20 protein-coding genes and 2 tRNA genes are annotated in these 26,321 nt (G+C 72.3%); 6 read left to right on the top strand and 16 right to left on the bottom strand.

Annotated elements, in window-relative coordinates:
- Positions 1–199 precede the first annotated feature (199 nt).
- The 7 genes from BMZ50_RS10635 to folC all read right to left on the bottom strand — a co-directional run bounded on the left by BMZ50_RS10635 (position 200) and on the right by folC (position 9,623).
- On the bottom strand, positions 200–3,223 hold the full coding sequence (locus tag BMZ50_RS10635) for an Rne/Rng family ribonuclease (RefSeq protein WP_245753541.1): 3,024 nt from the start codon (positions 3,221–3,223) through the stop codon (positions 200–202).
- Between the two features lie 275 nt (positions 3,224–3,498).
- Complete coding sequence (locus BMZ50_RS10630; protein ID WP_091324024.1) at positions 3,499–4,266, bottom strand: TIGR03936 family radical SAM-associated protein; 768 nt, start codon at positions 4,264–4,266, stop codon at positions 3,499–3,501.
- On the bottom strand, positions 4,266–6,215 hold the full coding sequence (locus BMZ50_RS10625; protein ID WP_091324022.1) for a TIGR03960 family B12-binding radical SAM protein: 1,950 nt from the start codon (positions 6,213–6,215) through the stop codon (positions 4,266–4,268). Before BMZ50_RS10625 ends, BMZ50_RS10630 begins: the two co-directional genes overlap by 1 nt.
- 81 nt (positions 6,216–6,296) lie before the next feature.
- Positions 6,297–7,328 (bottom strand): S1C family serine protease, encoded by a 1,032-nt coding sequence (locus BMZ50_RS10620; RefSeq protein WP_177212746.1) that lies wholly within the window; start codon positions 7,326–7,328, stop codon positions 6,297–6,299.
- Positions 7,329–7,432: 104 nt separating this feature from the next.
- Positions 7,433–7,855 carry a nucleoside-diphosphate kinase gene (ndk, locus tag BMZ50_RS10615; RefSeq protein ID WP_091324018.1) on the bottom strand — a complete coding sequence of 141 codons (423 nt, stop codon included), beginning with the start codon at positions 7,853–7,855 and terminating at the stop codon, positions 7,433–7,435.
- 11 nt (positions 7,856–7,866) lie between these two features.
- Entirely contained in the window at positions 7,867–8,250 is a 384-nt protein-coding gene (locus BMZ50_RS10610; RefSeq protein ID WP_091324017.1) for a DUF4233 domain-containing protein, read from the bottom strand.
- Positions 8,247–9,623, bottom strand: coding sequence for a bifunctional tetrahydrofolate synthase/dihydrofolate synthase (gene folC, locus BMZ50_RS10605; protein WP_091324015.1), 1,377 nt, complete (start codon positions 9,621–9,623; stop codon positions 8,247–8,249). Before folC ends, BMZ50_RS10610 begins: the two co-directional genes overlap by 4 nt.
- Positions 9,624–9,665: 42 nt before the next feature.
- On the opposite strand from folC, the gene valS reads away from it, so the two are divergent.
- Positions 9,666–12,251, top strand: a complete 2,586-nt coding sequence (gene valS, locus BMZ50_RS10600) for a valine--tRNA ligase (protein ID WP_091324013.1) — start codon at positions 9,666–9,668, stop codon at positions 12,249–12,251.
- Positions 12,252–12,296: 45 nt separating this feature from the next.
- Here valS and BMZ50_RS10595 read toward each other — a convergent pair whose 3' ends face one another.
- From BMZ50_RS10595 to BMZ50_RS10565, 7 genes are all read right to left on the bottom strand, one after another.
- Entirely contained in the window at positions 12,297–13,055 is a 759-nt protein-coding gene (locus tag BMZ50_RS10595; protein ID WP_091324010.1) for a hypothetical protein, read from the bottom strand.
- 230 nt (positions 13,056–13,285) lie between these two features.
- A complete protein-coding gene (gene clpX / locus BMZ50_RS10590; RefSeq protein WP_091324008.1) occupies positions 13,286–14,557 on the bottom strand; it encodes an ATP-dependent Clp protease ATP-binding subunit ClpX in 1,272 nt (423 codons plus the stop codon).
- A 286-nt stretch (positions 14,558–14,843) separates the two neighbouring features.
- Positions 14,844–15,473: an ATP-dependent Clp protease proteolytic subunit gene (locus BMZ50_RS10585; RefSeq protein ID WP_091324006.1), complete on the bottom strand. Its 630-nt coding sequence runs from the start codon at positions 15,471–15,473 to the stop codon at positions 14,844–14,846.
- Positions 15,474–15,490: 17 nt separating this feature from the next.
- A complete protein-coding gene (locus BMZ50_RS10580) occupies positions 15,491–16,126 on the bottom strand; it encodes an ATP-dependent Clp protease proteolytic subunit (RefSeq protein ID WP_425432007.1) in 636 nt (211 codons plus the stop codon).
- Between the two features lie 245 nt (positions 16,127–16,371).
- A complete protein-coding gene (tig, locus tag BMZ50_RS10575; RefSeq protein WP_091324004.1) occupies positions 16,372–17,832 on the bottom strand; it encodes a trigger factor in 1,461 nt (486 codons plus the stop codon).
- Between the two features lie 131 nt (positions 17,833–17,963).
- Positions 17,964–18,037, bottom strand: a tRNA-Pro gene (locus BMZ50_RS10570).
- Between the two features lie 103 nt (positions 18,038–18,140).
- Positions 18,141–18,344 (bottom strand): antitoxin, encoded by a 204-nt coding sequence (locus tag BMZ50_RS10565; RefSeq protein ID WP_091324001.1) that lies wholly within the window; start codon positions 18,342–18,344, stop codon positions 18,141–18,143.
- A 240-nt stretch (positions 18,345–18,584) separates the two neighbouring features.
- Between BMZ50_RS10565 and BMZ50_RS10560 the strand changes: the two genes are divergently transcribed.
- Positions 18,585–18,658 (top strand) — tRNA-Gly (locus BMZ50_RS10560).
- 302 nt (positions 18,659–18,960) lie between these two features.
- On the opposite strand, the gene BMZ50_RS10555 is transcribed toward BMZ50_RS10560, so the two are convergent.
- Positions 18,961–19,596: a GntR family transcriptional regulator gene (locus BMZ50_RS10555; protein WP_177212745.1), complete on the bottom strand. Its 636-nt coding sequence runs from the start codon at positions 19,594–19,596 to the stop codon at positions 18,961–18,963.
- Between the two features lie 196 nt (positions 19,597–19,792).
- Positions 19,793–21,229 (bottom strand): ammonium transporter, encoded by a 1,437-nt coding sequence (locus BMZ50_RS10550; protein WP_091323996.1) that lies wholly within the window; start codon positions 21,227–21,229, stop codon positions 19,793–19,795.
- A gap of 481 nt (positions 21,230–21,710) precedes the next feature.
- On the opposite strand from BMZ50_RS10550, the gene BMZ50_RS10545 reads away from it, so the two are divergent.
- The 4 genes from BMZ50_RS10545 (at position 21,711) to BMZ50_RS10530 (ending at position 26,272) form a co-directional block, all read left to right on the top strand.
- Entirely contained in the window at positions 21,711–22,343 is a 633-nt protein-coding gene (locus tag BMZ50_RS10545; protein WP_091323994.1) for an isochorismatase family protein, read from the top strand.
- Between the two features lie 79 nt (positions 22,344–22,422).
- Positions 22,423–24,315, top strand: coding sequence for a PEP-utilizing enzyme (locus BMZ50_RS10540; RefSeq protein ID WP_091323992.1), 1,893 nt, complete (start codon positions 22,423–22,425; stop codon positions 24,313–24,315).
- Positions 24,312–25,412: a PEP/pyruvate-binding domain-containing protein gene (locus tag BMZ50_RS10535; protein ID WP_091323990.1), complete on the top strand. Its 1,101-nt coding sequence runs from the start codon at positions 24,312–24,314 to the stop codon at positions 25,410–25,412. Before BMZ50_RS10540 ends, BMZ50_RS10535 begins: the two co-directional genes overlap by 4 nt.
- The gene (locus tag BMZ50_RS10530) at positions 25,409–26,272 is read left to right on the top strand and encodes an FAD binding domain-containing protein (protein ID WP_091323988.1); all 864 of its coding nucleotides are present in this window, start codon (positions 25,409–25,411) and stop codon (positions 26,270–26,272) included. The genes BMZ50_RS10535 and BMZ50_RS10530 overlap by 4 nt, the downstream gene beginning before the upstream one ends.
- Positions 26,273–26,321: the final 49 nt, after the last annotated feature.

Below are 26,321 nucleotides of genomic sequence, written 5' to 3'. Positions count from 1 at the left end.
TCGCTGCTGTCATGTCCGGCGGGCGCCCGGACGTCGGGCGCCGGGTGCTGGACGGGCTGCTCGCCTCCCAGGCGACACCGCGAGGTGCCCGGCCCGTGGCGATGCAACCCGACCAGCGTACCCGAGCGGCCGGCACCCGGTCGAACGGGTGCCCGGCCGCCCGGGCGGAGGGCAGAAATGGCCATTTCTGCCCTCCGGGTCAGGAGGCCGGCGGGCCGGCCGGCCGGCTGGCCGCGCGCCGGCGGCGCGGCCGGGGGGCCGCCGCGGTGGCCTCGTCCGCCGCGGCGGGGGGCTCCTCGGGCTCGGCGTCCTCCGGGCCGGGGTCGTCCGGGCCCGCACCGGCGGGCACCGCCTCGCCGTCGGACGCCTCCGCGATGGGCTGGGCCGCGACGGGCTGGGACGCGAGGGGCTCTGCGTCGGGCACCGGGTGCTCCGCCACCCCCGCCGGGGTCTCGGTCACCGCCGGGGCGGCCACCTCGGGAGCCGGCCCCGTCTCCTCGGCGGCTCCGGCGGGTGCCGAGGCGTCCGCCGCGCTCAGCGCGGCGGCATCCGCCGCGGCCCGCTCCTCGCCGGTCTGGCTGCGGTTGCGTCGGCCGCGGCTGCGGCGTCCCCCCGCGCGCTGGCCGTCGCCGCTCTCGCCGTCGGGCGCGCCGGCATCGGACACATCGCCCTCGACGGTGACGTTCTCGGCCGGCACGGAGTCCTTCTGGGCCGGCTCGGCGGCCTTCGCGCCGCCGTCGCTCCGCGTGCCGGCGTCCTTGCCGCCGCCGCCGCGCTCGGAGCGGCCCTGGTCGCGCCGCCCGTTGCTACCGGAACCGCCCGAGCCGTTGCCGCCCCGGCGGCGCTCGTCGACCGGGTCGGTGTGCACGAGGACGCCGCGGCCCCGGCAGTGCTCGCACGGCTCGGAGAAGACCTCGAGCAGGCCCTGACCGACCCGCTTGCGGGTCATCTGCACCAGGCCCAGCGAGGTGACCTCGGCGACCTGGTGCTTGGTGCGGTCGCGGCCGAGGCACTCGGTGAGCCGGCGCAGCACGAGGTCGCGATTGCTCTCGAGCACCATGTCGATGAAGTCGATGACGATGATGCCGCCGATGTCGCGCAGCCGGAGCTGGCGGACGATCTCCTCGGCCGCCTCCATGTTGTTGCGCGTGACGGTCTGCTCGAGGTTGCCACCCGAGCCGGTGAACTTCCCGGTGTTGACGTCGACGACGGTCATCGCCTCGGTGCGGTCGATGACCAGCGAGCCGCCCGAGGGCAGCCACACCTTGCGGTCGAGCGCCTTGGCCAGCTGCTCGTCGATCCGCAGGTCGTGGAAGGCGTCGCCCTCGCCGGTGTAGCGGGTCAGCCGGCCGACCAGCTCCGGCGAGACGTGCGCGACGTAGGCCTCGACGGTGTCCCAGGCGTCATCGCCCTGGACGACGAGCTCCTTGAAGTCCTCGTTGAAGACGTCGCGGATGACCCGGATCGCGAGGTCGGGCTCGCCGTAGAGCAGCGTCGGCGCGGAGCTGGTGCTCTCGGACTTCTTCTGGATGACGTCCCACTGCGCCTGCAGCCGGGCGACGTCGCGGGTCAACTCCTCCTCCGAGGCGCCCTCGGCGGCGGTGCGGATGATCACGCCGGCGTCGTCGGGGACGATCTTCTTGAGGATGTCCTTGAGCCGCTGCCGCTCGGTGTCGGGCAGCTTGCGGCTGATGCCGGTCATCGAGCCGCCGGGCACGTAGACCAGGAAGCGGCCGGGCAGGTTGATCTGCTGGGTGAGCCGGGCGCCCTTGTGGCCGATCGGGTCCTTGGTGACCTGCACGAGGACCTTGTCGCCGGACTTCAGGGCCTGCTCGATGGAGCGCTGCTTGCCGGTCAGCCCGGCGACGTCCCAGTTGACCTCGCCCGCGTAGAGGACGGCGTTGCGCCCCTTGCCGATGTCGACGAACGCCGCCTCCATGCTCGGGAGCACGTTCTGCACCCGGCCGAGGTAGACGTTGCCGGCGAAGGACGTCGCCTGCGCCTGGGTCACGTAGTGCTCGACGAGGACGTCGTCCTCGAGGACGGCGATCTGGGTGCGCTCGCCCCGCTGGCGGATGACCATCTTGCGGTCGACGGCCTCGCGGCGGGCGAGGAACTCGGCCTCGCTGAGGATCGGGGTGCGGCGGCGGCCGTTGTCCCGACCGTCCCGGCGGCGCTGGCGCTTGGCCTCCAGCCGGGTGGAGCCGGCAACGCCCTTGACGTCGTCGTCGCTGGTGGTCCGGCCGTTGCGGCCGGCCCGCTCGGGGCGGTCGTCGTCGGCCTCGGCGGCGGCCTCACCGTCGCCGCTGCTCCCCCGGCGGCGGCGCCGGCGCCGGCGGCGGGTGGAGGAGCCGCCCTCGGCGTCCTCCCCCTCGGCGGTGTCCTCGCCGGTGTCGGGGTCGTCCTCGTCGGACTCCTCGCCGGCGGAGTCCTCGGCGTCGTCGGCGTCCTCGTCGGACTCGTCGGTGTCCTCGGCGTCGGCGGAGTCCTCGCCGCTGCGACCCCGCCCGCGGCCCCGGCGACCGCGCCGGCGCCTGCGGCTGCCCCCGCCGGCGCCCTCTTCGCCGTCGCCCTCACCGGTGTCGGACTCGATGCTCTCGTCGGTGTCGGTGTCGGTGTCGGTGTCGGTGCCATCAGCGGCCCGCTCCGCGTCCTCGCCGCTGCGGCGCCGGCTGCGGCCGCGCCGGGACCGGGGCGCGGGAGCCTCCTCGTCGAGGTCCCCGGTGGTCTCCTGCTCCGGCTCCTCGGCGGAAGGGGACTCGGCCTGCGGCCGGCGGCTGCGCCGGCGCGGGGCGGGCGGGGCCTCGGCCTCGGCCGGGGCGACGAAGGTGACGAACGCCGGCCTCGTCGGCGCCACCGGCGCCGGGTCCTCGTAGTCGTCGGGATCGGCCGCAGCGGCCGGGCGGGTGGCCCGCCGGCGCGACCGGGCGATCACGGCGGTGGGCTCCGGGGAGCTGAACTGCGCCCCGAACCGGGAAACTGGGCCCTCGTCGGGCTCCGGCTCCGGCTCGGCCGCGTCGACCGCCGCCTTGCCCTCCGCGGCCTCGGCGTCCTCCTCCGCGGGCTCGGCGTCCTCCTCGGCGGCCTCCTCCGCGGGCTCGGCGGCCGGCGGCTCGCCGGGCTGCTCGGGCGGGGTCTCCCCCAGCCCGTTCATCGGTGCGGTCTCCGGCGGGGCCGTGCCCGCCTGCGTCGCCGCGGTGCTGTCGTCGTTCTGGTCGGCCACGAGGGGCTCGCCTCCTGTGTGGTGCTCCCGGGCGCCGATCGGATCGACTGGCGGCCGCGCAGGAGCACGGGTTGGGCGGGTCGGGCTGCCGCGCCGGGTACGGCGGCAGAGCTCGACCTGCGAAGTCTGTGCCCGGCTCCCGGGCGACGGTTGCCGCGGCCGGGGGCCGATGTGCGGGTGGTGCGGGTGGAGCTGGTTCTCGGTGGTGCCAAATCCGGGGTGCGTCACGTCTGGCAGCCGTGTCGCGCGACGCCGCGTTGCACCGGGCCCACCGGTCAGACCACCGCGTGCTCCCCCTGGCGGGGGGTGCGCGCCGCACGGTCGGGACCGAGCGGATCGGCCACGTTCCCGGTGTCGTCGAGCCGGCCCTGCGCCTCACGCACGGCCCGAGGGGGCGACGGCGGGCGCAGGTCGGCGACGGCAGCCAGGGCGGCCAACACGTCGTCGGGTCGAACGGCGGGCGTCACCTGCCGGACGACCACACCAAGTATGGCACAACCTGCCTCTTCGGCTCCCGACGCGGAGACCACGGCAGCGCGCGCGTCGATGTCCCGCAGCCCGTTCTTGGTGCGTTTGGCCACCATCACCACGTCGCTGGCCAGGAACGTCTCGACCGCGTGCTGCAGCTCCGCGAGGGCCACCCCCGGCAGTTCGACGCGCCAGGCGGCGGCGTCGATCCGGTCGGCCAGCGAGCCGCCGCCCTCGGCCGCCTCGACGCACTCGAGGACGTCGATCCCGGGCGGCAGGGCGGCGTCCAGGGCGGCGCGCACGGCCTCGGGGTCGCGCGCCTGCGCCAGTCCGATCTCGACGTACTCGGCCTCGCTGGCCGCGCCGGTCGGTGCGGCGCCGACGTAGGAGATCTTGGGGTGCGGGCTGAACCCGGCGGAGAACGCCATCGGCACCTGCGCCCGGCGCAGCGCCCGCTCCAGCGCGCGGGCGAGGTCGCGGTGCGAGGCGAACCGGAGCGGGCCGCGCTTGGCGTAGCGCAGCCGCAGCTTCTGGACGGTCGGGGGCGGCGGGGGCCCCTCGGGCTGGCGGGCCACTACCGGCCGACGACCGTGAGCGGGAGAAGGCTGCGCCCGGTCGGCCCGATCTGGATCTCGGTGCCGTTGGTCGGGCAGACGCCGCAGTCGTAGCAGGGGGTCCACCGGCAGTCGGCGACCTCCTCCTCGGACAGCGAGTCCTGCCAGTCGTCCCAGAGCCACTCCTTGTCCAGCCCGGAGTCCAGGTGGTCCCAGGGCAGGATCTCGTGCTGGGTCCGCTCCCGAGTGGTGAACCAGTCGAGGTCGACGCCGAACGGGGCGAGCTCCTCGGCGGCCGCGGCGGTCCAGCGGTCGTAGGAGAAGTGCTCGCTCCAGCCGTCGAACTTGCCACCCCCGCGCCAGACCCGCTCGATGACGCGGCCCACGCGGCGGTCGCCGCGGGAGAGCAGGCCCTCGATCACGCCGGGCTTGCCGTCGTGGTAGCGCAGGCCGATCGAGCGGCCGATGCGGCGGTCCTCGTTGATCTTCTGCCGCAGGACGCGCAGCCGGTGGTCGATCGTCTCGGCGCTGGCCTGGCTCGCCCACTGGAACGGCGTGTGCGGCTTGGGCACGAAGCCGCCGATCGACACGGTGCAGCGGATGTCCTTCTGCCCGCTGGCCGCCCGGCCGGCCTTGATCACCTCGACGGCGAGGTCGGCGATCTCCAGCACGTCCTCGTCGGTCTCGGTGGGGAGCCCGCACATGAAGTAGAGCTTCACCTGGCGCCAGCCGTTGGCGTAGGCGGTGGTGACGGTGCGGACGAGGTCCTCCTTGGACACCGTCTTGTTGATCACCCGGCGGATCCGCTCGCTGCCACCCTCGGGGGCGAAGGTCAGCCCGGAGCGGCGGCCGTTGCGGGAGAGCTCGTTGGCCAGGGTCACGTTGAACGCGTCGACCCGGGTGCTGGGCAGCGAGAGCCCGGTGTTGGTGCCCTCGTAGCGGTCGGCGAGCTCCTTGGCGAGCTGCCCGATCTCGGAGTGGTCGGCCGAGGACAGCGACAGCAGCCCGACCTCCTCGTAGCCGGTGGACCGCAACCCCTGGTCGACCATGGAGCCGATGCCGGTGATGGTCCGCTCCCGCACCGGGCGGGTGATCATCCCGGCCTGGCAGAACCGGCAGCCGCGGGTGCAGCCGCGGAAGATCTCCACGCTCATCCGCTCGTGCACGCTCTCGGCGAGCGGCACCAGCGGCGTCTTCGGGTAGGGCCACTCGTCGAGGTCCATCACGGTGCGCTTGCCGACCCGCGCGGGGACGTCGTCCCGGGTGCGGGTCACGGCCGCGATGGCGCCGTCGGGGCCGTAGGAGACCGCGTAGAAGCGCGGCACGTAGACGCCGTCCACCCGGGCGAGGCGGGCCAGCAGCTCGGTCCGCCCGCCCGGGCGGCCCTGCTCCTTCCACGCCTTGACCACGTCGGTGATGTCGCCGACGACCTGCTCGCCGTCGCCGAGCACCGCGCAGTCGACGAAGTCGGCGATCGGCTCGGGGTTGAACGCCGCGTGCCCGCCGGCGACCACGACCGGGTGCGTCTCGTCCCGGTCCGCCGCGTGCAGCGGGACGCCGGCGAGGTCGAGGGCCTCCAGCAGGTTGGTGTAGCCCAGCTCGGTGGCGAAGCTGACCCCGAGCAGGTCGAAGTCCGCGACGGCCCGGTGGGCGTCGACGGTGAACTGGCCGACGCCGTGCTCGCGCATGAGCGCGGCGAGGTCGGGCCAGACGGCGTAGGTGCGCTCGGCGAGGGCGTCGGGGCGCTCGTTGAGCACCTCGTAGAGGATCATCAGGCCCTGGTTGGGCAGCCCCACCTCGTAGGCGTCGGGGTACATCAGCGCCCAGTGGACGGCGACGTCGTCCCACGCCTTGACCTGCGCGTTCAGCTCGCCGCCGACGTACTGGATCGGCTTCTGCACCTGCGCGAGGAGCGGTTCGAGGCGGGGATAGAGCGTCTCCCCGGTGGCATGGAGCGATTCACCAGTCATGACCGGTCCAGGGTAGACGGGTCCCTCGGCGGGCGAGATCGGCGATCTCGCCGGAAGGCGCGGGCCCGCCCCGGTGGGGGATCACAGCTCCCCGAGGGTGACCTCGAGCTCCAGCGTCTGACCCTCCCGCTGCACCGTGACCGGCACCCGCTGGCCGGGTTGGAGCTCGGCCAGGACGGCGCCGAGCTCCTCGGCGGTCGGGGTCTTCTTGCCGTCGACGGACACGATCACGTCGCCGGGGCGGATGCCGGCGGCCGCGGCCGGCCCCCCGGGGACCACGTCGACCACACCGACGCCCACCCGCTTGCCCGACGAGTCGATGACCGTCGTCACCTGGACGCCCAGGGCGGCCCGGCCCGAGTCGGTGACCCTGCCGTTCTCCACGAGCTGCTTGGCGAACCGCTTGGCCTGGTTCGACGGGATGGCGAAGCCGATACCGGGCGCGGCCGCCCCCACCCGCGGATCCACCGCGGCGAGCGTGGGGATCCCGATGACCTCGCCGTCCAGGTCGACCAGGGCACCTCCGCTGTTGCCCGGGTTGATGTCCGCGGAGGTCTGGATGGCGTCGGGCAGCGTGGCGCCGGGCGACCCGGCGCCGGGCGGCTCGGTCACGGTGCGCCCCTTGGCCGAGACGATGCCGTTGGTCACCGTCGCGGCCAGCCCCAGCGGGTTGCCCATGGCCAGCACGATCTCGCCGACGCGGACGTCTGAGGAGTTCCCGAACGTCGCCGGCTCCAGGCGGCCGCCGGTGACCCGGACGACGGCGACGTCGTTGGGCGGGTAGGTGCCCACGAGCGTGGCCTGCAGCGGGCCCGCGGAGCCGGGGGCGAGCACCTCGAACTGCTGCTCGGTGCCGACCACGTGCGCGTTGGTCACGATGTGCCCGTCGTCGTCGAAGACGACGCCCGAGCCCAGGCCCGCGCTGCTCCGGATCTCCACGACCGACGGCAGGACCTCGTCGATGACGTCCTGGTAGGTCTCCTCCAGGGCGTCGGCTGCGGGCGCCGGTGTCACGGTGTCGGAGTTCGAGCCCGACCCCGGGTCCGAGTCCGTGCAGGCGGCGAGGAGCAGGACTGTGAGGGCCGCCGCGCCGACGATGCTCCGTGTGCCCACGCCTCGGCCCTCCGGTCGGACCCGTGCGCCCCTGCGCGCACGGGTCCGTACCCCGGGCCGCGTACTACGGAACCCGCCCGGCCGGAAATATCCGGGCGGGGACCTCAGCCGAGGTGGGGGAAGAAGAGCGCGATCTCGCGGGCCGCGGACTCGTCGGAGTCCGAACCGTGCACGATGTTGTTCTGCACCTCGAGCGCGAAGTCGCCGCGGATCGTGCCGGGGGCGGCCTTCACCGGGTCGGTCGCGCCGGCCAGTGCCCGGAACGCCTCGACCGCCCGGGGGCCCTCGGCGACGAGGGCGACCAGCGGGCCGCCGGTGATGAACTCGACCAGCGAGCCGAAGAACGGCTTCTCGCGGTGCTCGGCGTAGTGCTCCTCGGCGGTCTCGCGGGACAGCGTGCGCAGTTCCACGGCGACCAGCCGCAGGCCCTTGGCCTCCAGGCGGGAGATCACCTCACCGACCAGGCCGCGGGCGACGCCGTCGGGCTTGACGAGAACGAGGGTGCGAGCGGGGGTGGCAGCAGACACGAGGGGGGAGCCTACGGGGTCGGCCCCGGGGGCGCCGCCGGCTCCGCGAACGGCGAGCCGAGCAGCTCCTTGCGGATCTGCAGCAGGTAGAGCCAGATGAGGACGAACGCGCCGGCCACGAACCACATGGCGCTGTTGAGCAGCCCGGTCGCGAGCAGCGGCACCTGCAGCACGGTGCCGATGAGGACGCCGTGTCGGCGGCGCTGCACGCCGGAGGCGAGGATCAGGACGCCGGCCAGCACGAGCAGCGCCGTCAGCCGGCCGCCGGTCAGGCCCTCGTCGGTCTGCGCGATGCCGCGGGGCACGAACAGCACGCTGATGCCCTCGAGCACCAGGACGGCCGCGGCGGCCCCGCGGAGGGCCCGGGCCGCGCGCTGGGGATCGGCCGCCGTCACGGCGCCGTCCCGCCCAGCAGGGCGCGGGTCTCCCCCGCCGTGATCACGCTGCCGGTGACCAGCACCCCGGAGCCACCGAGGGCATCGTCCGGGCCGGCCTCGGCCAGCTCGATGGCCGACTCCAGCGCCTCGGGCAGCCGCGGGTGCACGCTGACCCGGTCGGCGCCGAACACCTCGACGGCCAGCGCACCGAGCTCGTCGGCCGGGAGCGCGCGCGGCGAGCTGTTCTGGGTGACGACCAGCTCGGCGCAGATCTCCTCCAGCGCGGCGAGCATGCCGGCGGTGTCCTTGCCGCGGACCGCCCCGACGACGCCGACCAGCCGGGTGAAGTCGAACGACTCCCGGATCGCCTCGACCGTGGCGGCCATGCCGGCCGGGTTGTGCGCGGCGTCGACCAGCACCGTCGGGCTGGTCCGGACCCGCTCCAGCCGGCCGGGCGAGCGGACGGCGGCGAAAGCGCCGCGCACCGTCTCCACGTCGATGGGGCCGGTGGCCGCGCCCGCGCCCAGGAACGCCTCGACGGCGGCCAGCGCGGTCGCCGCGTTCTGCGCCTGGTGGGCACCGAAGAGCGGGAGGAAGATCTCGCCGTACTCACCGCCGAGGCCCTGCATCCGCAGCTGCTGCCCGCCCACGGCGACCTTGCGCTCGAGGACGCCGAACTCGGTGCCCTCCCGGGCGACCACGGCCTCCACCTCGACGGCCCGGCGCACCAGCGCGTCCAGCGCGCCGGGCTCCTGGCGGGCCAGCACCGCGATCGACTCGGGCTTGATGATCCCGGCCTTCTCACCGGCGATCGTGGCGACGTCCGGCCCGAGGTACTCGGCGTGGTCCAGCGCCACGGGGGTGACCACGGCGACCCGCGCATCGGCGACGTTGGTCGCGTCCCAGGTCCCGCCCATGCCGACCTCGATGACGGCGACGTCGACCGGCGCGTCGGCGAAGGTGGCGTAGGCCATGCCGACCATGACCTCGAAGAAGCTCATCGGGTGCTCGCCGGCGGTGTCGACCATCTGCACGTAGGGCGCGATGTCGTCGTAGGTCTCGACGAACCGCTCCGCGCTGACCGGCGCCCCGTCGAGCACGATCCGCTCCCGCATCGACTGCAGGTGCGGGCTGGTGAAGCGGCCCACCCGCAGCCCGAACCCGCGCAGCAGCTCGTCGATCATGCGCGCGGTGGTCGTCTTGCCGTTGGTGCCGGCCACCTGGATCACCGGCATCGCGCGGTGCGGGGAGCCCAGCACGTCGACCAGGGCGCTGATGCGGTCGAGCGACGGCTCCAGCCGGGTCTCCGGCCACCGCGCGAGCAGGGCGTTCTCGACCCGGGCGAGCTCAGGGTCCTCAGGTGTCCGACCGTCCGGACCGGTGCTGCTCATCCTCTCCAGGATGCCAGCCGCGGACTTCCTAGACTGAGGTACATGGTCACCGACTCCCGCACCCCGGACACCGCTGCCCCGGGAGCCTCCGTCGGCGTACCGGAGAAGCCGTCGCTCGACGGGCTCGAGGAGAAGTGGATCGCCCGCTGGGCGGCCGAGGACACCTACGCCTTCGACCGCGAAGCCGCGCTGCAGGCGCCGCGGGAGCAGATCTACTCCATCGACACTCCCCCGCCGACGGCCAGCGGCTCGCTGCACGTGGGGCACGTCTTCAGCTACACCCACACCGACATCGTCGCCCGCTACCAGCGGATGCGCGGCATGCACGTGTTCTACCCGATGGGCTGGGACGACAACGGCCTGCCCACCGAGCGCCGGGTGCAGAACTACTACGGCGTCCGCTGCGACCCCTCGCTCCCCTACGACCCGGACTTCGAGCCGCCGGCCAACCCGGGCAAGGAGCAGATCCCGATCTCCCGGCGGAACTTCGTGGAGCTGTGCGAGCGGCTGACCGCGGAGGACGAGCGGGCCTTCGAGGCGCTGTGGCGCCGGGTCGGCCTGTCGGTGGACTGGTCCAACGTGTACCGGACGATCTCGGCGTCCTCCCGGGCCACAGCGCAGCGGGCGTTCCTGCACAACCTCGCCCGCGGCGAGGCCTACGCCCAGGAGGCGCCGACCCTCTGGGACGTCACCTTCCGGACGGCGGTCGCGCAGGCCGAGCTGGAGGACCGCGAGCGCCCCGGGGCTTACCACCGGCTCTCCTTCGCCGGCCCCGAGGGCCCGGTGTTCATCGAGACCACCCGCCCGGAGCTGCTGCCCGCCTGTGTCGCGCTGGTCGCCCACCCCGACGACGAGCGCTACCAGCCGCTGTTCGGCCAGACGGTGCGGACGCCGGTGTTCGACGTCGAGGTGCCGGTGGTCGCCCACCGCCTGGCCGAGCCGGACAAGGGCTCGGGCATCGCGATGATCTGCACCTTCGGCGACCTCAACGACGTCACCTGGTGGCGGGAGCTGCAGCTGCCCACCCGCGCCGTGATCGGCTGGGACGGCCGGCTGGTCCCCGACGCGCCGCAGGGCGTGCCCTACGAGGCCTACCGCGAGCTGGCCGGCAGGACGGCCCACGCCGCCCGCGAGCGGATCGTCGAGCTGCTGCGCGAGTCCGGCGACCTGCACGGCGAGCCCAGGCCGATCACCCACCCGGTCAAGTTCTTCGAGAAGGGCGACCGGCCGCTGGAGATCGTCACCACGCGGCAGTGGTACATCCGCAACGGCGGGCGCGACCCCGAGCTGCGCAAGGCGCTGCTCGCGCGGGGCCGGGAGATCCAGTGGGTCCCCGAGCACATGCGGCACCGGTACGAGAACTGGGTCGAGGGTCTCAACGGTGACTGGCTGATCAGCCGCCAGCGGTTCTTCGGCGTCCCGTTCCCGGTCTGGTACCGGCTGGACTCCGAGGGCGAGCCGGTCTACGACGATCCGATCCTGGCGCCCGAGTCGGCGCTGCCGGTCGACCCGGCCTACGACGTCCCCGAGGGGTACACCGAGGACCAGCGCGGGAAGCCCGGCGGGTTCCTGGCCGACCCCGACGTCATGGACACCTGGGCGACGTCGTCCCTGTCGCCCCAGGTGGCCTCGGGCTGGCTCACCGACCCGGAGCTGTTCGCGCACGTCTTCCCGATGGACCTGCGGCCGCAGGCGCACGACATCATCCGGACCTGGCTGTTCTCGACCGTGGTGCGCTCGCACTACGAGTTCGGGACGGTGCCCTGGACGCACGCGGCCATCTCCGGCTTCGTGGTCGACCCCGACCGCAAGAAGATGTCGAAGTCGAAGGGCAACGTGGTCACGCCGATCGACGTGCTCGAGCGGTACGGCACCGACGCGGTGCGCTGGCGGGCCGCCGGGGCGCGGCCGGGCACGGACTCGCCGTTCGACGAGGCGCAGATGAAGGTCGGCCGCCGGCTGGCGATCAAGATCCTGAACATCGGGAAGTTCGTGCTGGGGCTGGGCGCCTCGGCCGGGCTGTCCGCCGACCAGGTGACCGAGCCGATCGACCGGAGCATGCTGGCCGGGCTGGCGGGGGTGGTCGAGGAGGCGGCGGCGGCCCTCGACGCCTACAACTACACCCGGGCCCTCGAGGTGGCCGAGTCCTTCTTCTGGTCGTTCTGCGACGACTACGTGGAGCTGGTGAAGTCGCGGGCCTACGGCTCGGACGACGCGGCCCGGTCCGCGCAGGCCGCCCTGGCGATCGCGCTGTCGGTGCAGCTGCGGCTGTTCGCCCCGGTGCTGCCGTTCGTGACCGAGGAGGTCTGGTCCTGGTGGCAGGAGGGCTCGGTGCACCGCGCGGCCTGGCCGGCGGTCGCGGAGCTGCCGGCCGGTGGGGACCCCGCCGTGCTGCCGGTCGTCGCCACCGCGCTGGCGGGGGTCCGGAAGGCCAAGTCCGACGCCAAGCAGTCGATGCGGGCCGACGTCGCCTCGGCGACGGTCACCGCACCGGCCGACCAGGTGCCCCTGCTGGAGGCGGGCCGCCGCGATCTCGCCGAGGCGGGACGGATCGCCTCACTGGAGATCGTCGCCGGAGAGGGCCCGCTGTCGGTCGACGTGGTCCTGGCCGAACCGGCCGACGCGTGAGCGGCGCGGGCGCCGCCGCCGGATAGCGGCGGCGCCCGCGGCCGATCACTGGAAGCCGACGACGACCGCCCGGCCGTTCTCCTCGCCGACGAAGACGGCGAGCTGGCCGTACGTGCCGTCGGGCAGCTCAACGGTCAGCGCCAGGACGTCGGCGTCGGCCTCGGCGAGAAACCCGACCCCGTCGATGGAGTAGTTGACCGGAGGGGCACCGGCACCGGTTGCGATCTCCTCGCGCAGCAGGTCGGCGTCGTCGCCGTAGTAGGCCTGGAAGTCCGCTCCGCCATGGCCCAGCGCACTCCGGTAGTCGCCGAGCACGACCTCGTCCATGAAGGCGGCGCCCCGGTCCAGCGAGCCCGGGATGACCGAACCGTCCTCCACGATCACGTGGCCCGGAAGCTCCACGCCCTCGTCGGCGGGCGGTGGCACGACCGCGTCGCCGTCGACGTCCCCGAGCCCCTCGTCGGCCGCCTCCGGGGGGACCACCGCATCACCGTCGACGTCCCCGAGGCCCTCGTCGCTCGGCGCGCTGCTCGGCGCGGCGCTCTGTGCGGCGGTGTCCGTCGTGCTGCCCTCGTCGTCGCCCCGGAGCAGCAGGAAGAGCAGCACGCCCACCGCGACGAGCAGTGCCACGCCGGTGGCGACCAGCCACGGCAGCAGGTTGCGCTGCTTCGGCTCGGGAGCCGGCGCTCCGTACTGCGGGAGCCCGTACTCCGGAGGGCCGTACTGCGAGGCGGGGATCTGCTGGGTCGCGTCGCGGTCCACCCCGCCGGGGCCGGCCTGCTGCGGCGGGTACGGCTGCGTCATCTGGTGCGCTCCTTCAGCTCCACGATCGGCCGGGCGCGGTGCCCGGGGTCCGGGGCACAGTAGGTCGCAGCAAGGGGCGAACCGCTGCGGCTCGGGCTGCCGACGGCAGACGTTCTGGAGCCGAATTCACACTGGACCCGCCTGCCACCTGCGGGGTGGTCCGGCCGGGCCCGGAACGCACGACGGCCCGCTCCCGGATCCGGGAGCGGGCCGTCGCGGCGGTCAGGAGGTCAGGCGGACTTCTCCCGGGGGGTGCGGGTCGCCTTGCGCGGCACGATCGTCGGGTTCACGTGCTCGAGCACGACCTCCTTGGTGATCACCACGGAGGCCACGTCGTCCCGGCTGGGGACGTCGTACATCACCGACTGGAGGACCTCCTCCATGATCGCGCGCAGGCCGCGGGCGCCGGTGCCGCGGAGGATGGCCTGGTCGGCGATCGACTCGAGGGCGTCCTCGGTGAACTCCAGGTCGACCCCGTCGAGCTCGAACAGCCGCCGGTACTGGCGCACCAGGGCGTTCTTCGGCTCGGTGAGGATGTTGATCAGCGCCTCGCGGTCCAGCTTCTGCACGCTGGTGATCACCGGGAGCCGGCCGATGAACTCGGGGATCATCCCGAACTTCAGCAGATCCTCGGGCATGACCTCGGCGAAGGCGTTGGCCTCGTCGATCTCCTGCTTGCTGCGGATCTCCGAAGCGAAACCGATCCCCTGCTTGCCCGCCCGCTGCTCGATGATCTTCTCGAGCCCGGCGAAGGCGCCGCCCACGATGAACAGCACGTTGGTCGTGTCGATCTGGATGAACTCCTGGTGGGGGTGCTTGCGGCCGCCCTGCGGGGGCACCGAGGCGGTCGTCCCCTCGAGGATCTTCAGCAGCGCCTGCTGCACGCCCTCGCCGGAGACGTCGCGGGTGATCGACGGGTTCTCGCTCTTGCGGGCGATCTTGTCGACCTCGTCGATGTAGATGATGCCGGTCTCAGCCCGCTTGACGTCGTAGTCGGCGGCCTGGATCAGCTTGAGCAGGATGTTCTCGACGTCCTCACCGACGTAGCCGGCCTCGGTCAGCGCGGTCGCGTCGGCGATGGCGAACGGGACGTTGAGCATCCGGGCCAGCGTCTGCGCCAGGTGGGTCTTGCCGCACCCGGTGGGGCCCATCAGCAGGATGTTGGACTTGGCCAGCTCGACGGAGTCGTCACGGCCGCCCGCGTTCCCGGCCTGGACCCGCTTGTAGTGGTTGTAGACCGCGACGGAAAGGGTGCGCTTGGCCTTGTCCTGGCCGATGACGTACTGCTCGAGAAAGTCGTGGATCTCCTTGGGCTTCGGCAGCTCGTCGAACTTCAGGTCCGACGACTCCGACAGCTCCTCCTCGATGATCTCGTTGCAGAGGTCGATGCACTCGTCGCAGATGTAGACCCCGGGGCCCGCGATGAGCTTCTTGACCTGCTTCTGGCTCTTGCCGCAGAACGAGCACTTGAGCAGGTCACCGCTCTCACCGATTCGTGCCACCTGCTGACCTCCACCTCGGGGAATCAGGCCCTGGTCTCAGGTACCTGCGTGTGAACTCTGCCGATGTCCCATGTCCGGCCTCGCCTGTCGACGTGCTCCGCGAGGCTCTCCTCCCGGCGCTGCCGGCCGGGGATCGGGCGCTCGCCGACGGTACCCAACGGCACCGACGTCGAGGGGCAATGACTCACCCCGCCGGGCCGGTGCCGACCTCATGCGTCCCGCGTCCCCCGACCGTACGGGTCGAGTCCGCGACACGCGCGACCTCGACCCGTACCGATCTGGCCGATCAGGCCGGGAGGGCGTTGAGCTTCCGGCTCTGGATGACCTGGTCGACGATGCCGTAGGACTTCGCCTCGTCGGCCGTGAGGATCTTGTCCCGCTCGATGTCGAGGCGGACCTGGTCGATGGACTGCCCCGTGTGCCGGGCCAGGATCTCCTCCATCTGGCTGCGCACCCGCTGGATCTCCGCGGCGTGGATCTCCAGGTCGGAGACCTGGCCGCCGGACTCACCCGAGGGCTGGTGGATGAGCACGCGGGAGTACGGGAGGGCGAGGCGCTTGCCCGGCGTCCCGGCCGCGAGCAGGACCGCGGCGGCCGAGGCGGCCTGGCCCATGCAGACGGTCTGGATGTCCGGCCGGACGAACATCATCGTGTCGTAGATCGCCATCAGCGAGGTGAAGGAGCCACCGGGCGAGTTGATGTAGATCGTGATGTCACGGTCCGGGTCAGCCGACTCCAGCGTGATCAGCTGGGCCATCACGTCGTTGGCCGACGCGTCGTCGATCTGCACCCCGAGGAAGATGATGCGCTCCTCGAAGAGCTTGTTGTACGGGTTGGACTCCTTCATGCCGTAGCTCGTGCGCTCCACGAAGGAGGGCAGGATGTACCGGCTGGAGGGCATCTGGAAGTTGCTCATGTCTGTCCCTCCGGACCTCAGTTGTCGCTGACCGGGTTGGCGCTGTCGGTCATCGCAGCGCGGCTGACGACGTGGTCGACGAAGCCGTACTCGAGGGCCTCCTGCGCGGTGAACCAGCGGTCCCGGTCGGAGTCCTTCTCGATCTGCTCGACCGGCTGACCGGTGTGCTTGGACTGCAGCTCGTTGAGCTCCCGCTTGGTGCGGCGGAACAGGTCGGCCTGGATCGCGATGTCCGACGCGGTGCCCCCGACGCCGGCCGAGGGCTGGTGCATCATGATCCGCGCGTGCGGCAGGGCGTAGCGCTTGCCCTTGGTGCCGGCGGTCAGCAGGAACTGGCCCATCGAGGCGGCCAGGCCCATGCCGTAGGTGGCGACGTCGCAGTCGATGAACTGCATGGTGTCGTAGATCGCCATACCGGCCGTGACCGAGCCACCGGGCGAGTTGATGTAGAGGTGGATGTCGCGCTTGGGGTCCTCAGCCGACAGCAGCAGCATCTGGGCGGCAAGCTGGTTGGCGATCACGTCGTCGACCTGGCTGCCCAGGAAGATGATGCGCTCGCGGAGCAGGCGCTCGTAGACCGAGTCGTTGAGGTTCATCCCCCCGGCGGCGGCACGCAGCAGCGGCGCGCCCGCCGGGATCGGGTCGGTGCTCACGGGTGTGGTGACCTCCGTAGAACTGTTGTGCAGTCGGTCTCGGTGGATGGTGCGGACCGGGTGTACCCGGTGTGCGCCTGGGTCTGCGTCGACCCTAACGCGCAGGTGCGGGGTGGCAGTCCCGGCGCGGGCACTGTTCGCCGTGGGCGCAGCGGTCCGCGCTGGAAGAACCCCGAGGACGACGACGCCGCCCCGCCCCGGATCGCGGGGTGGGGCGGCGTCGTCGGCGTGCCTGGCTGCGCGGGTCAGCTCTTCGCGGCGTCCTCGGGCTGCTCGGCCGCCGTGTCCTCGGCGCCGGCGTTCTCCTCGGTGGCCGGCTCGGTCTCGGCCGGGGTGTCGCTGTCGGCCGGGGTCTCGGCCTGGCTGTCGGCGGGGGCCTGCACCGTCCTCGGGCGCAGCGCCTCGAGGTCGACGGTGTTGCCCGACGCGTCAGTGATCGTCGTCTGCTCCAGCAGCTGGGCCAGGGCCTTGGTGCGGCGGACGTCGGCGACGAACTCGGCGATGTTGCCGCCCTGCTGCAGCTGCTGGGCGTACTGCTCCGGGCTCATCCGGCTGCGCGAGGCCTGGGCCATGATCTGCGCCGAGAGGTCCTCGTTGTCGACGGTGATCTCCCGGGCGTCGGCGATCGCGTCCAGGATGAACTGGCTGCGGACCGCCTCCTCGATGTTCTTGCGCTGGTCGACGTCGTAGGCCTCGCGGTTCTCGACACCGGACATCGACAGGAAGCTGTCCCAGTCCATGCCGGCCTGCTGCAGCTCGTTCTCCAGGGCCCGGTTGCGCCACTCGATCTCGCGCTCGACCAGGTTCTCGGGGATCGGCACCTCGACGGTCGCGAGGAGGTGCTCGACGAGCCGGTCGCGGGCCTGCGCGCCCTGCTGCAGCGCCTTGGTGCGGGCCAGCCGGGTGCGGACGTCCTCGCGCAGCTCCTCGAGCGTGTCGAACTCGCTGGCAGTGGAGGCGAACTCGTCGTCGAGCTCGGGCAGCTCCTTGGTCTTCACCGAGCGGACGGTGACGGTGACGTCGGCCGTCTCGCCGGCGTTCGGGCCGTTGAGCAGCGGGGTCTGGAAGGCGCGGGACTCGTCGGCCGAGAGCCCGCGGACGGCCTCGTCGAGACCCTCCATGAGGTTGCCGGAGCCGACCTCGTAGGACATGCCGCTGGTGGAGCCGTCCTCCAGCACCTCGCCGTTGAGCGTGGCCTCGAGGTCGATGGAGACGAAGTCGCCATCCTCGACGGCCCGGTCGACGGCGGTGAGCATGGCGAAGCGCTCCCGCATGACCGAGACCTGACTGTCGATCTCCTCGTCGGTCACCTCGACGTCGTCGACGGTGACGGCAAGGTCGTCCAGCGACGGCAGCTCGACCTTGGGGGCGACGTCGACCTCGGCGGTGAAGGCGAGGGTGTCGTTGTCGTCGAGCCGGGTCACCTCGATGTCGGGCTGGCCCAGCACGCGGACCTGGTTCTCCCGGACGACCTCGGAGTAGACCTCCGGAATGGCGTGCTGGACGACCTGCTCGAGCACGACCGGCCGGCCGATGCGCGTGTCGATCACCCGGTTGGGCACCTTGCCGGGGCGGAAGCCGGGCACGCGCACCTGGCGGCCGAGCTCCTTGTAGACCTCACCGAAGGCGTGGTCCAGGTCCCCCCACGGCACCTCGATCGCCATCCGGACCCGTGTGGGGCCCAGTTCCTCGATGGTGCTCTTCACAGCGGCAGTGCTCCTCGATCGAAAGACGGCGGGATGGGCGCCGGGCAGACGGACGACGCCGGGTCGACCCCCGAGTCTAGAGACGTCGCGAGAACGGCCGGTGCGGCGGGCATGGATCCCGGCGCCCTCGGTCGGGGTGGCGGGATTTGAACCCACGGCCCCCCGCTCCCAAAGCGGGTGCGCTACCAAGCTGCGCCACACCCCGTGGCGGCACGAGTCTAGGTGCAGACCGGCGTGCTACCGCCCACCGCGGTCCGGGGGGCGGCGGGCCGGGCCACGCGGGCCCCGCCCGCCGCCTTCCGGTGAGCTCAGGAGCCGGACGGCCCGTCCTCCTGCCGGCCGACGCGCTCGTCGGCGAGATCTCGCCCCTTGTCGATGTGCTGGCCGTGCGTACCGCCGGTCTTCTCGTCGGCGAACTGCGCGGCCTTGTCCAGCGCCTGGTCGCTGCGCTGCTCGCCCTGCTCGCTGTCGAGCGCCTGCTTCGCCTTGTCCGCGAGGCCTCCGAGGTCCATGGCGCGCTCCTTCCGGTTCGGTGCGGGACGACCGCACGGCTACCCGCTCGGTCCGCCGTCGACGCCTTCCGTCCCACCACGTGGGCCCGCGACTCCCCTCGGGGCCGTTCTGCGCGCCTCTCGGGCGGCCGCGTGCAGGCAGGCGCTACCCTCGACCCGGACTGTGGCTCCGTGGATCGAGGTTCGCGGTTGCTCGCAGCGAGGGGACGGGCACTTCCGCACGTCGTCTCGCACAGTTCCGCGGGTGTAGCTCAATGGCAGAGCCCCAGCCTTCCAAGCTGGCCATGCCGGTTCGATCCCGGTCACCCGCTCCACTGCGATGTCACGGGACACCGTTCACATGGTGTGCCGCGACACCGTTCATGGTCCGGCGATTCGCGGCGGCGCCATGACTCTCGTCCTTACGGCGGATGGGAGCCCCCATCAGACCTGGCGCGAGCCGGCGCCCGTGGTTGCCAGAGCCCGCGCGGCCTTGGATCGGGTGGATGCCGCATGAACCGCGGCGTCGTGCTTGCCGCCTGGCTGATCGGCAAGGTAGGCGCCACGACCAGGGCATGGGTCGACGAAGCGGACGATCGGACTCGCGCTTCGCCGAAGATGCACGACGACGGTCGCCTCAAGCTTGCTCGACGCGCTCCACGTCCGTGAAGTGCTCCAGCGCGTAGAGGCTGGAGGAGGCGACGTGCTCGCGCATGAGCTCCTCCGCGCGGCCGGCATCCGCGTCACGGAGCGCGTCGAGGATGGCCCGGTGCTGCTCGTTGACGGTGGTCGCACGGTCCGACGGGTAGGCGTAGTTCGAGCGGTAGCTGACCGTGAACGCCAAGACCTGACCCATGATGGTCTGCAGCAGCGGGTTTCCGGTCGCCTCGCTGACCAGCATGTGGAACGCGAGGTCGGCGAGCGCCTGCTCCGAGGCGTTGCCCCGTGTGCCGATCCGCTCCAGCCGGGCGTGCGCGTCCTCGAGTGCATCGAGGTGGTGCTGCTCCCGGGCGGTCGCCGCCTCCCGGGCGGCGTAGGACTCCAGCACTCCGCGCAGCGAGTAGATGCGCACGATGTCCTGCGCGGTGATCATCCGGACGGTCGCGCCGCGGTTGGGCGTCAGCTCGACGAGCCCCTCGCTCTGCAGCGTGAACAACGCCTCGCGGACGGGGGTGCGGCTCACCCCGAGCTGCTCGGCCAGCAGACGTTCCGGCATGGGCTCGCCGGGCTTCAGGCGCCCCGAGAAGATCTCCGTGCGCAAGATGCGCGCCACGCCTTCGCTCGTCCGCTGGGACATGGACACGACGCCCCGCCCCAAGGGCTCCATGTGCACTCCGTCCTCGCAGGTGTGGGGGAAGGATACGGCGTCAGCCGGTCCCCGTCGGGGTCCCCCGCGGTACGGAGGCCTCCGGACCCGCAGGGGCGACCCGGGGATCCCGGGCCGCCCCTGCGGTCGGAGCGTCAAGCGGTCAGTCCGGCAGCCCGCTCGGGGTGGAGTGCGTGCGGGTCGCGGACGCCATGGGCTCGGCGACTGGTTCCGGCGGGAGCACCGGCCCGAGTCCCGGCTCCAGGTCGTCGCCGAAGTTGGTCACGCCCCACTGGTCGACGTCCAGGCCGATGATCTCGGCCTGCTCGGTCCTGCGCAGGCCACCGAGCTTCTCGAAGACCAGGCACATGAGCAGGGCGGGCACCCCGGAGACGAGCATCGTGGTGACGACGCCGGCCAGCTGCCACCACGGGGTGATCTCGGCGACCCCGGGGGCGTACTCACCCTCCAGGCCGAGGTAGCCACCGGTGCGGGTCCCCCACTCGAGGAAGCCGCACAGGAGTGCGCCGACGACGCCGGGACCGAGGGCCAGCGGGACGACCTTGGGGTCGTCGATCCGGGCCTTGCGCAGCAGGGCCGCGGTGCCCAGGGAGACCAGCGGGCCGAGAGCACCCACCAGGAGGCAGACCCACGAGGTGCTGATGTCGAAGAGCGTCCCGCCCATCACCACGCCGGCGATCGGGCCCATGAGCGCCCACGAGGCCTCCCGCCGCCGGTAGGCGACGATCAGCCCCATCACGGCACCGCCGAGGATGCCCGAGAACAGGTTGATGATGACCAGGCCGATGCCGCTCTCGGTGAACGAGATCCCGAAGAAGCCGACGTCGGCGAAGATGAACCCGCTGCCGATGGTGATGAACGGCAGCGCGAACAGGATCAGCAGCACGCCGATGCCGACGAACGCGACGTTGTGCGAGGCGGGCTTGATGCCGCTGGGGTGCGGCCGGAAGACGCCGAGCCGGGGGCCGACCCGCCAGGCCAGCACCAGCGCGAACGTGCCCGCGGTGATGTACAGCGGGAAGATGCCGTCGAAGTCGTGGGTGCCCCGCAGCGTCAGGGGAGACAGCGAGCCCCAGCACAGGTAGCCCACCAGCGGCGAGATGATCGCGCCCATCACGAAGGACATCGCGTAGAGCGGAACCGGCTTGATCCGCTCGACGACGCCGGTGTGCACCAGCGCCATGGTCGCCATCGTGAAGGTCACGAAGAAGACGAGGAAGATCTGCAGGACGTCGGCCTCGGGCAGGACCGTCGGGTCGATGTAGCGCGAGGCGGTGGTGGTGAACGTGCCGCCGATCCACCAGTCCTTCACCGCCTGCCAGAGCGGCTGCGGCGCGCCGAAGGCCGAGTTGAACTGCCACATCCAGATCGGGTAGCCGATCAGCAGCGTGCCCAGCCCGCCCACCATCGCGGCGCCGATCTTCTGCACCGTGGTGTCGAGGACGTTGCGGCGGCGGACGAGGCCCATGTCGACCATGACGAGGCCGACGACCACGAGCAGCACGGCGACGGCGCCGACCGTGAAGATGAACGTCGACATCAACCAGTTGGTCGATGCCTGTTCCGGGAACTGTTCCATGCTTCCTCCTGAGCGGCGCTGCGGCGCCGGGCCTGTGGTCCTGAGCGGGGGCGGAGCAGGGTGGTGCGGGGAGCTCGTACGCGGCGCGGGTGCCGGCGGTGCCGGTTTCCCGATCTCGGTGTGAGATGGCCCACGGCCCGAGCTGTGGCGGAAGGTATACACGTATGCCACGCCCTCACAAGACCCGTGATCAATTCGCGTCCGCCGGGAAATCCGTCGGTCACGGGGCTGGGTGACCGAGCCGCGTTCTCAACGCGGCGGTAACCCCTGGGACACCTGGCTCACAGAAGGTGGGCTGCGGTTCGCCGCGACTCGAGACCCTTGCCGCGAACCGGGCGGCGCCCGGCATCGGGAGTCCAGCGAGGGGGCTGGACGAGCCCGGGGCGGTTGGTATACATGTATGCCATGTTGTCCACGTCATAGATGTGGATCACACTCCGGCCGGATCTGGACCGGCACGGCGGCAGCGGAAGGAGACGACATGGGTGCACCCACGACCGCCCAGGTCTACGACCGGGCGGGCTTCGGCCGCCCGATCGAGCGCGGCAGCCGACCCGCGGTGGTCGTCGTCGACTTCACCTACGGCTTCACCGATCCGGAGTATCCCACCGGGTCGGACATGTCCGGCGCTGTCCTGGCCACCGCGCGGCTGCTCGACGCAGCCCGCGCGCAGGACCTGCCGGTCGTCTTCACCACCATCGCCTACGACCAGGGCCAGGTCGGCTCGCTGGCGTGGCTGAAGAAGGCGACCGGGATGGCCGCGCTCGAGGCCGGCAGCCGGCTGGTCGAGGTCGACGAGCGACTGTCCCCGCGGCCGGACGAGCACCTGGTGGTGAAGACCGGCGCGTCGGCGTTCTTCGGCACGGCCCTCGCGTCGTACCTGGCTTCGCGCCGGGTGGACACGGTGATCGTCACCGGAGCCACGACCAGCGGGTGCGTGCGCGCGACCGTCGTGGACGCCGTCCAGCACGGCTACCCGACCCTCGTGCCGCGCGACTGCGTGGCCGACCGCGCGCAGGGCCCGCACGACGCGAGCCTGTTCGACATCAACGAGAAGTACGGCGACGTGGTCGATCTCGGCGACGTCCTGACCTACGTCGCGGCTCTCGCGTGAGCCGGACGTCGGTGACAGCACCGCACCGCATCCCAGCACCGCACCAGTCCACGACCCTGTCCGAGGCGGAGGCGCCCGCATGACGCTCACCAGTTCGAACTCGACCGACGGCGTGCCCAGCTCCGAGGGGGCCGCCCAAGCGGTCCCCGGCAAGCGGTTCGCCAGCCCGTTCGCCGTCCAGACCCCGGCCGGCGCCGAGGGCTGGCAGAGCATGTACCCGTACTACGCCCTGCTCAGCGACGAGCGCCGCGAGTTCGAGGACGGCAAGTTCTGGTTCTTCGACGGGATGCACAACCCCGAGCCGCTGTACCCGTTCGACACGATCATGACCGAGAACTGGTGGGTGGCGGCCAGCCAGATGTCGACCCGGGTCTGGCCGGTGCCGCCGGCGGGCGGGATCGACCACCGGATCATCAACGGCTACCTCTACATCAGCCCGAACGCTGTCACCGACCCCGACGAGGTGGCCCAGCGGGCGCAGGAGTTCGCCGTCCGCGCCGGGCACTACTACGAGAACTGGGACGAGATCTACGAGCAGTGGGTGGCCAAGGCCACCGACTGCATCGAGCGGCTCAAGGCGATCCGGTTCGCGCCGCTGCCCGGCATGGAGCCGGAGAGCAGCGTCTTCGAGCACCGCGGCGTCTACTCCACCTACGACCTGCTCACCAGCTACGGCGCGCTCATCGAGAACCTGTTCGAGATGGGCTCCTACCACTTCGAGATGCTCAACCTCGGGTACGGCGCCTACCTCACCTTCCGCGAGTTCTGCCAGGCCGCGTTCCCCGGGATCAGCGACCAGACGATCGCCAGCATGGTGTCGGGCATCGACATCCTGCTGTTCCGCCCGGACGACGAGGTGCGCGGGCTGGCCAAGCTCGCGGTCGAGCTCGAGCTCAGCGACATCGTGCTCGGCAACGACGACCCCGACGCGACGCTGAACGCGATCGCCGCGCACCCGAACGGCTCGCAGTGGATCTCCGCGTTCGAGAAGGCCAAGGACCCGTGGTTCTGGTTCTCCACCGGCGCCGGCTACACCCACAGCGACCGCGCGTGGATCGACGACCTGCGGCTGCCCTTCAGCGCCATGCGCGGCTACGTCCAGGCCCTGCTCGCCGGGGAGGACATCCGCCGCCCGCTCGACGAGATCCTGGCCGAGCGGGTCCGGGTCACGGCGGAGTACCGCAGCTACCTGCCGACCGACGCCGACCGGGAGTCCTTCGACGGGCTGGTCGAGCTGGCCCGCCAGGTGTTCCCGTTCGTCGAGAACCACAACTTCTACGTCGAGCACTGGCACCACTCGCTGTTCTGGTCCAAGGTGCGCGAGCTCGGTGACGTCTTCGTCGCCCACGACTTCCTCGACGACCGCGAGGACGTCTTCTACCTGCACCGCAACGAGATCTACTCGGCGCTGTACGACCTGAACATCGGCTGGGCCACCGGCACCGAGGCCCGCGGCGTCACCTACTGGCGCCCGGAGGTCGAGCGGCGCAAGCGGATCCGCGAGGTGCTCAAGGCCAACCCGCCGCTGCCGGCCCTCGGCATCCCGCCGGAGTTCATCACCGAGCCGCTCACCGTGATGCTCTGGGGCATCACCCAGGAGTCGGTGCAGGAGTGGCTCGGGGTGGATGGCCAGGACGGCGGCGAGCTGCGCGGCGTCGCGGCCTCCGCCGGCAAGGCCACCGGCCGCGCCCGGGTGATCATCGACCCCGAGCAGCTGCACGAGGTGGAGGACGGCGACATCCTGGTCTGCCGGATCACCGCCCCGAGCTGGGCGCCGGTCTTCTCGCGGCTGTCGGCCGCGGTCTCCGACGTCGGCGGGATCATGGCGCACACCGCCATCGTCTGCCGCGAGTACGGCCTGCCGGCGGTCGTCGGAACGGGCTTCGCGACCACCTCCATCCGCACTGGTCAGCTCATCGAGGTCGACGGCAACACCGGCGTCGTCCGTGTTCTCGAGGACGTGTCCGCATGACCACCGCCACCGCATCCCCGTTCGTCCTCTGGATCGACGAGCCGGAGGCCGTCGGCAGCAAGCTGCTCGGCGGGAAGTTCGCCAGCCTCGCGGAGATGACCGCGGGCGGGTTCGCCGTCCCCGGCGGGTTCGGCATCACCACCACCGCCTACCGGTACTTCCTGGAGTCCGCCGGCCTGGCCGAGCGGGCCCGGCAGGTGCGCGCCGAGGCGGTGGGCGCCGACCTCGCCCGGGTGCAGGAGATCAGCGCGGAGTTCACCGCGGCCATCGAGGCCGCGCCGCTGCCGGCCGACCTGGAGGCCGCCGTCCGTAGCGCCTACGCGGAGCTCGAGCGGCGCACCGGGCGGGAGGGCCTCCCGGTGGCGGTGCGCTCCAGCGGCGAGTCCGAGGACCTGGCCGGCGCGAGCTTCGCCGGGCAGTACGACACCTTCCTGTGGATCCGCGGGGCCGAGGACGTGCTGAAGCACGTCCGCAGCTGCTGGGCCGGCATGTTCGGCGCCGCGGTGCTCACCTACCGGCCGGACGCTGACCCCGCGGCGGTCGCCGTTGACCACGGCATCTGCGTCGGCGTGCAGCAGATGGTGGAGGCCCGGTCGGCCGGGGTCATGTTCACCCTCGACCCGGTGACCGGCGACCGTTCCAAAGTGGTCATCGAGGGCTGCTGGGGCCTGGGCGAGGGCGTCGTCAGCGGCGGGGTCACCCCGAGCCGCTACGTCGTCGACAAGGTGACCTTCGAGGTCCTCAAGCGCGACGTCGCCCACCAGGAGCAGCAGTACAGCTTCGACCCGGCGATCGCCGCGGTCGGCCTGGTCCCGGTGGCGGCCGAGCTCTGCGCCGCCCCCTGCCTGGATGACGTGCAGATCCACGCCCTGGCCGAGCTGGCCAAGCGGATCGAGCGGCACCGCGGCGCCCCGCAGGACATCGAGTGGGCCGTCAGCGCCACCGGTGACGTGCACGTGCTGCAGGTCCGCCCGGAGACGGTGTGGAGCCATCGGCAGGCCGAGCAGCTGGTCACCGAGAAGAAGTCGGCGGTCAGCCACGTGCTGGCCCGCTTCGCCGGCGTCGGCGTGGTGCAGGGCGGGAACCGCGCCTCGTGAAGCCCGCAGCCTTCGCCTACCACCGGCCGACGTCGGTCGCCGAGGCAGTCGCCCACCTCGGCGAGCACGCGGGCGCCGCCCGCGTGCTCGCCGGCGGGCAGAGCCTCGTCCCGATGCTCAACATGCGGCTGTGGCGGCCGGCGGCGCTGGTCGACATCAACGACGTCGACGAGCTCGACGACATCACCGTCGACGGCGACCGCACCGTGCTGGGCGCGCTCACCCGCTACACCACGGTCGAGCGGTCCGAGGTGGTGGCGCAGCGGCTGCCGCTGCTGGCCCGCGTCGTCCGGCACATCGGCGACCGGCAGGTGCGCAACCGGGGCACCGTCGGCGGCGCGCTGGTGCAGGGCGACCCGACCGGCGAGATGCCGCTGGCCTGCCTGGTGCTCGGCGCGGTCGTGACCGCCGTAGGGCCCCGCGGCACCCGGCGGATCCCGCTGGCGGAGTTCTACACCGGCTCCTACGCCACGGCGCTCGAGCTCGACGAGCTGGTCACCGCCGTGGAGTTCCCGCGCCACCCGCAGCACGTGGCGTTCGGCGAGATGTGCCGCAAGCACAACGACTTCGCCGTCCTCAGCGTCGTCGCCACCGGTGACCGGGACGACGAGGGTCGGTGGCGGGACGTGCGGATCGCCCTGGGTGGGGTGGCCGACACCCCGGTGCTCGCCGCGGCGGCCGGGGACGCGCTGGCCGGCACGGAGCTGACCGACACCGACCTCGATGCCGCCGCACAGGCGGCGCTCGCGGTGATCGACCCGCCCACGGACGTGCGCGCCACCGCCGAGTACCGCCGACACCTGGTGCCCGTCTACGTCCGCCGGGTGCTGACCGAGCTGCGCGCCGCCGGCGCGCACTGAACCCCGGGCGGCCGCCGCCCACCCGAATACGAGCCCACGGGCCGGCGTT

Source organism: Geodermatophilus ruber (genome assembly GCF_900114385.1).
GTDB classification, from domain to species: Bacteria; Actinomycetota; Actinomycetes; order Mycobacteriales; family Geodermatophilaceae; genus Geodermatophilus; species Geodermatophilus ruber.
Note: the sequence above shows the minus strand (reverse complement) of the source record. Positions and strands in the feature narration are given on the sequence as shown.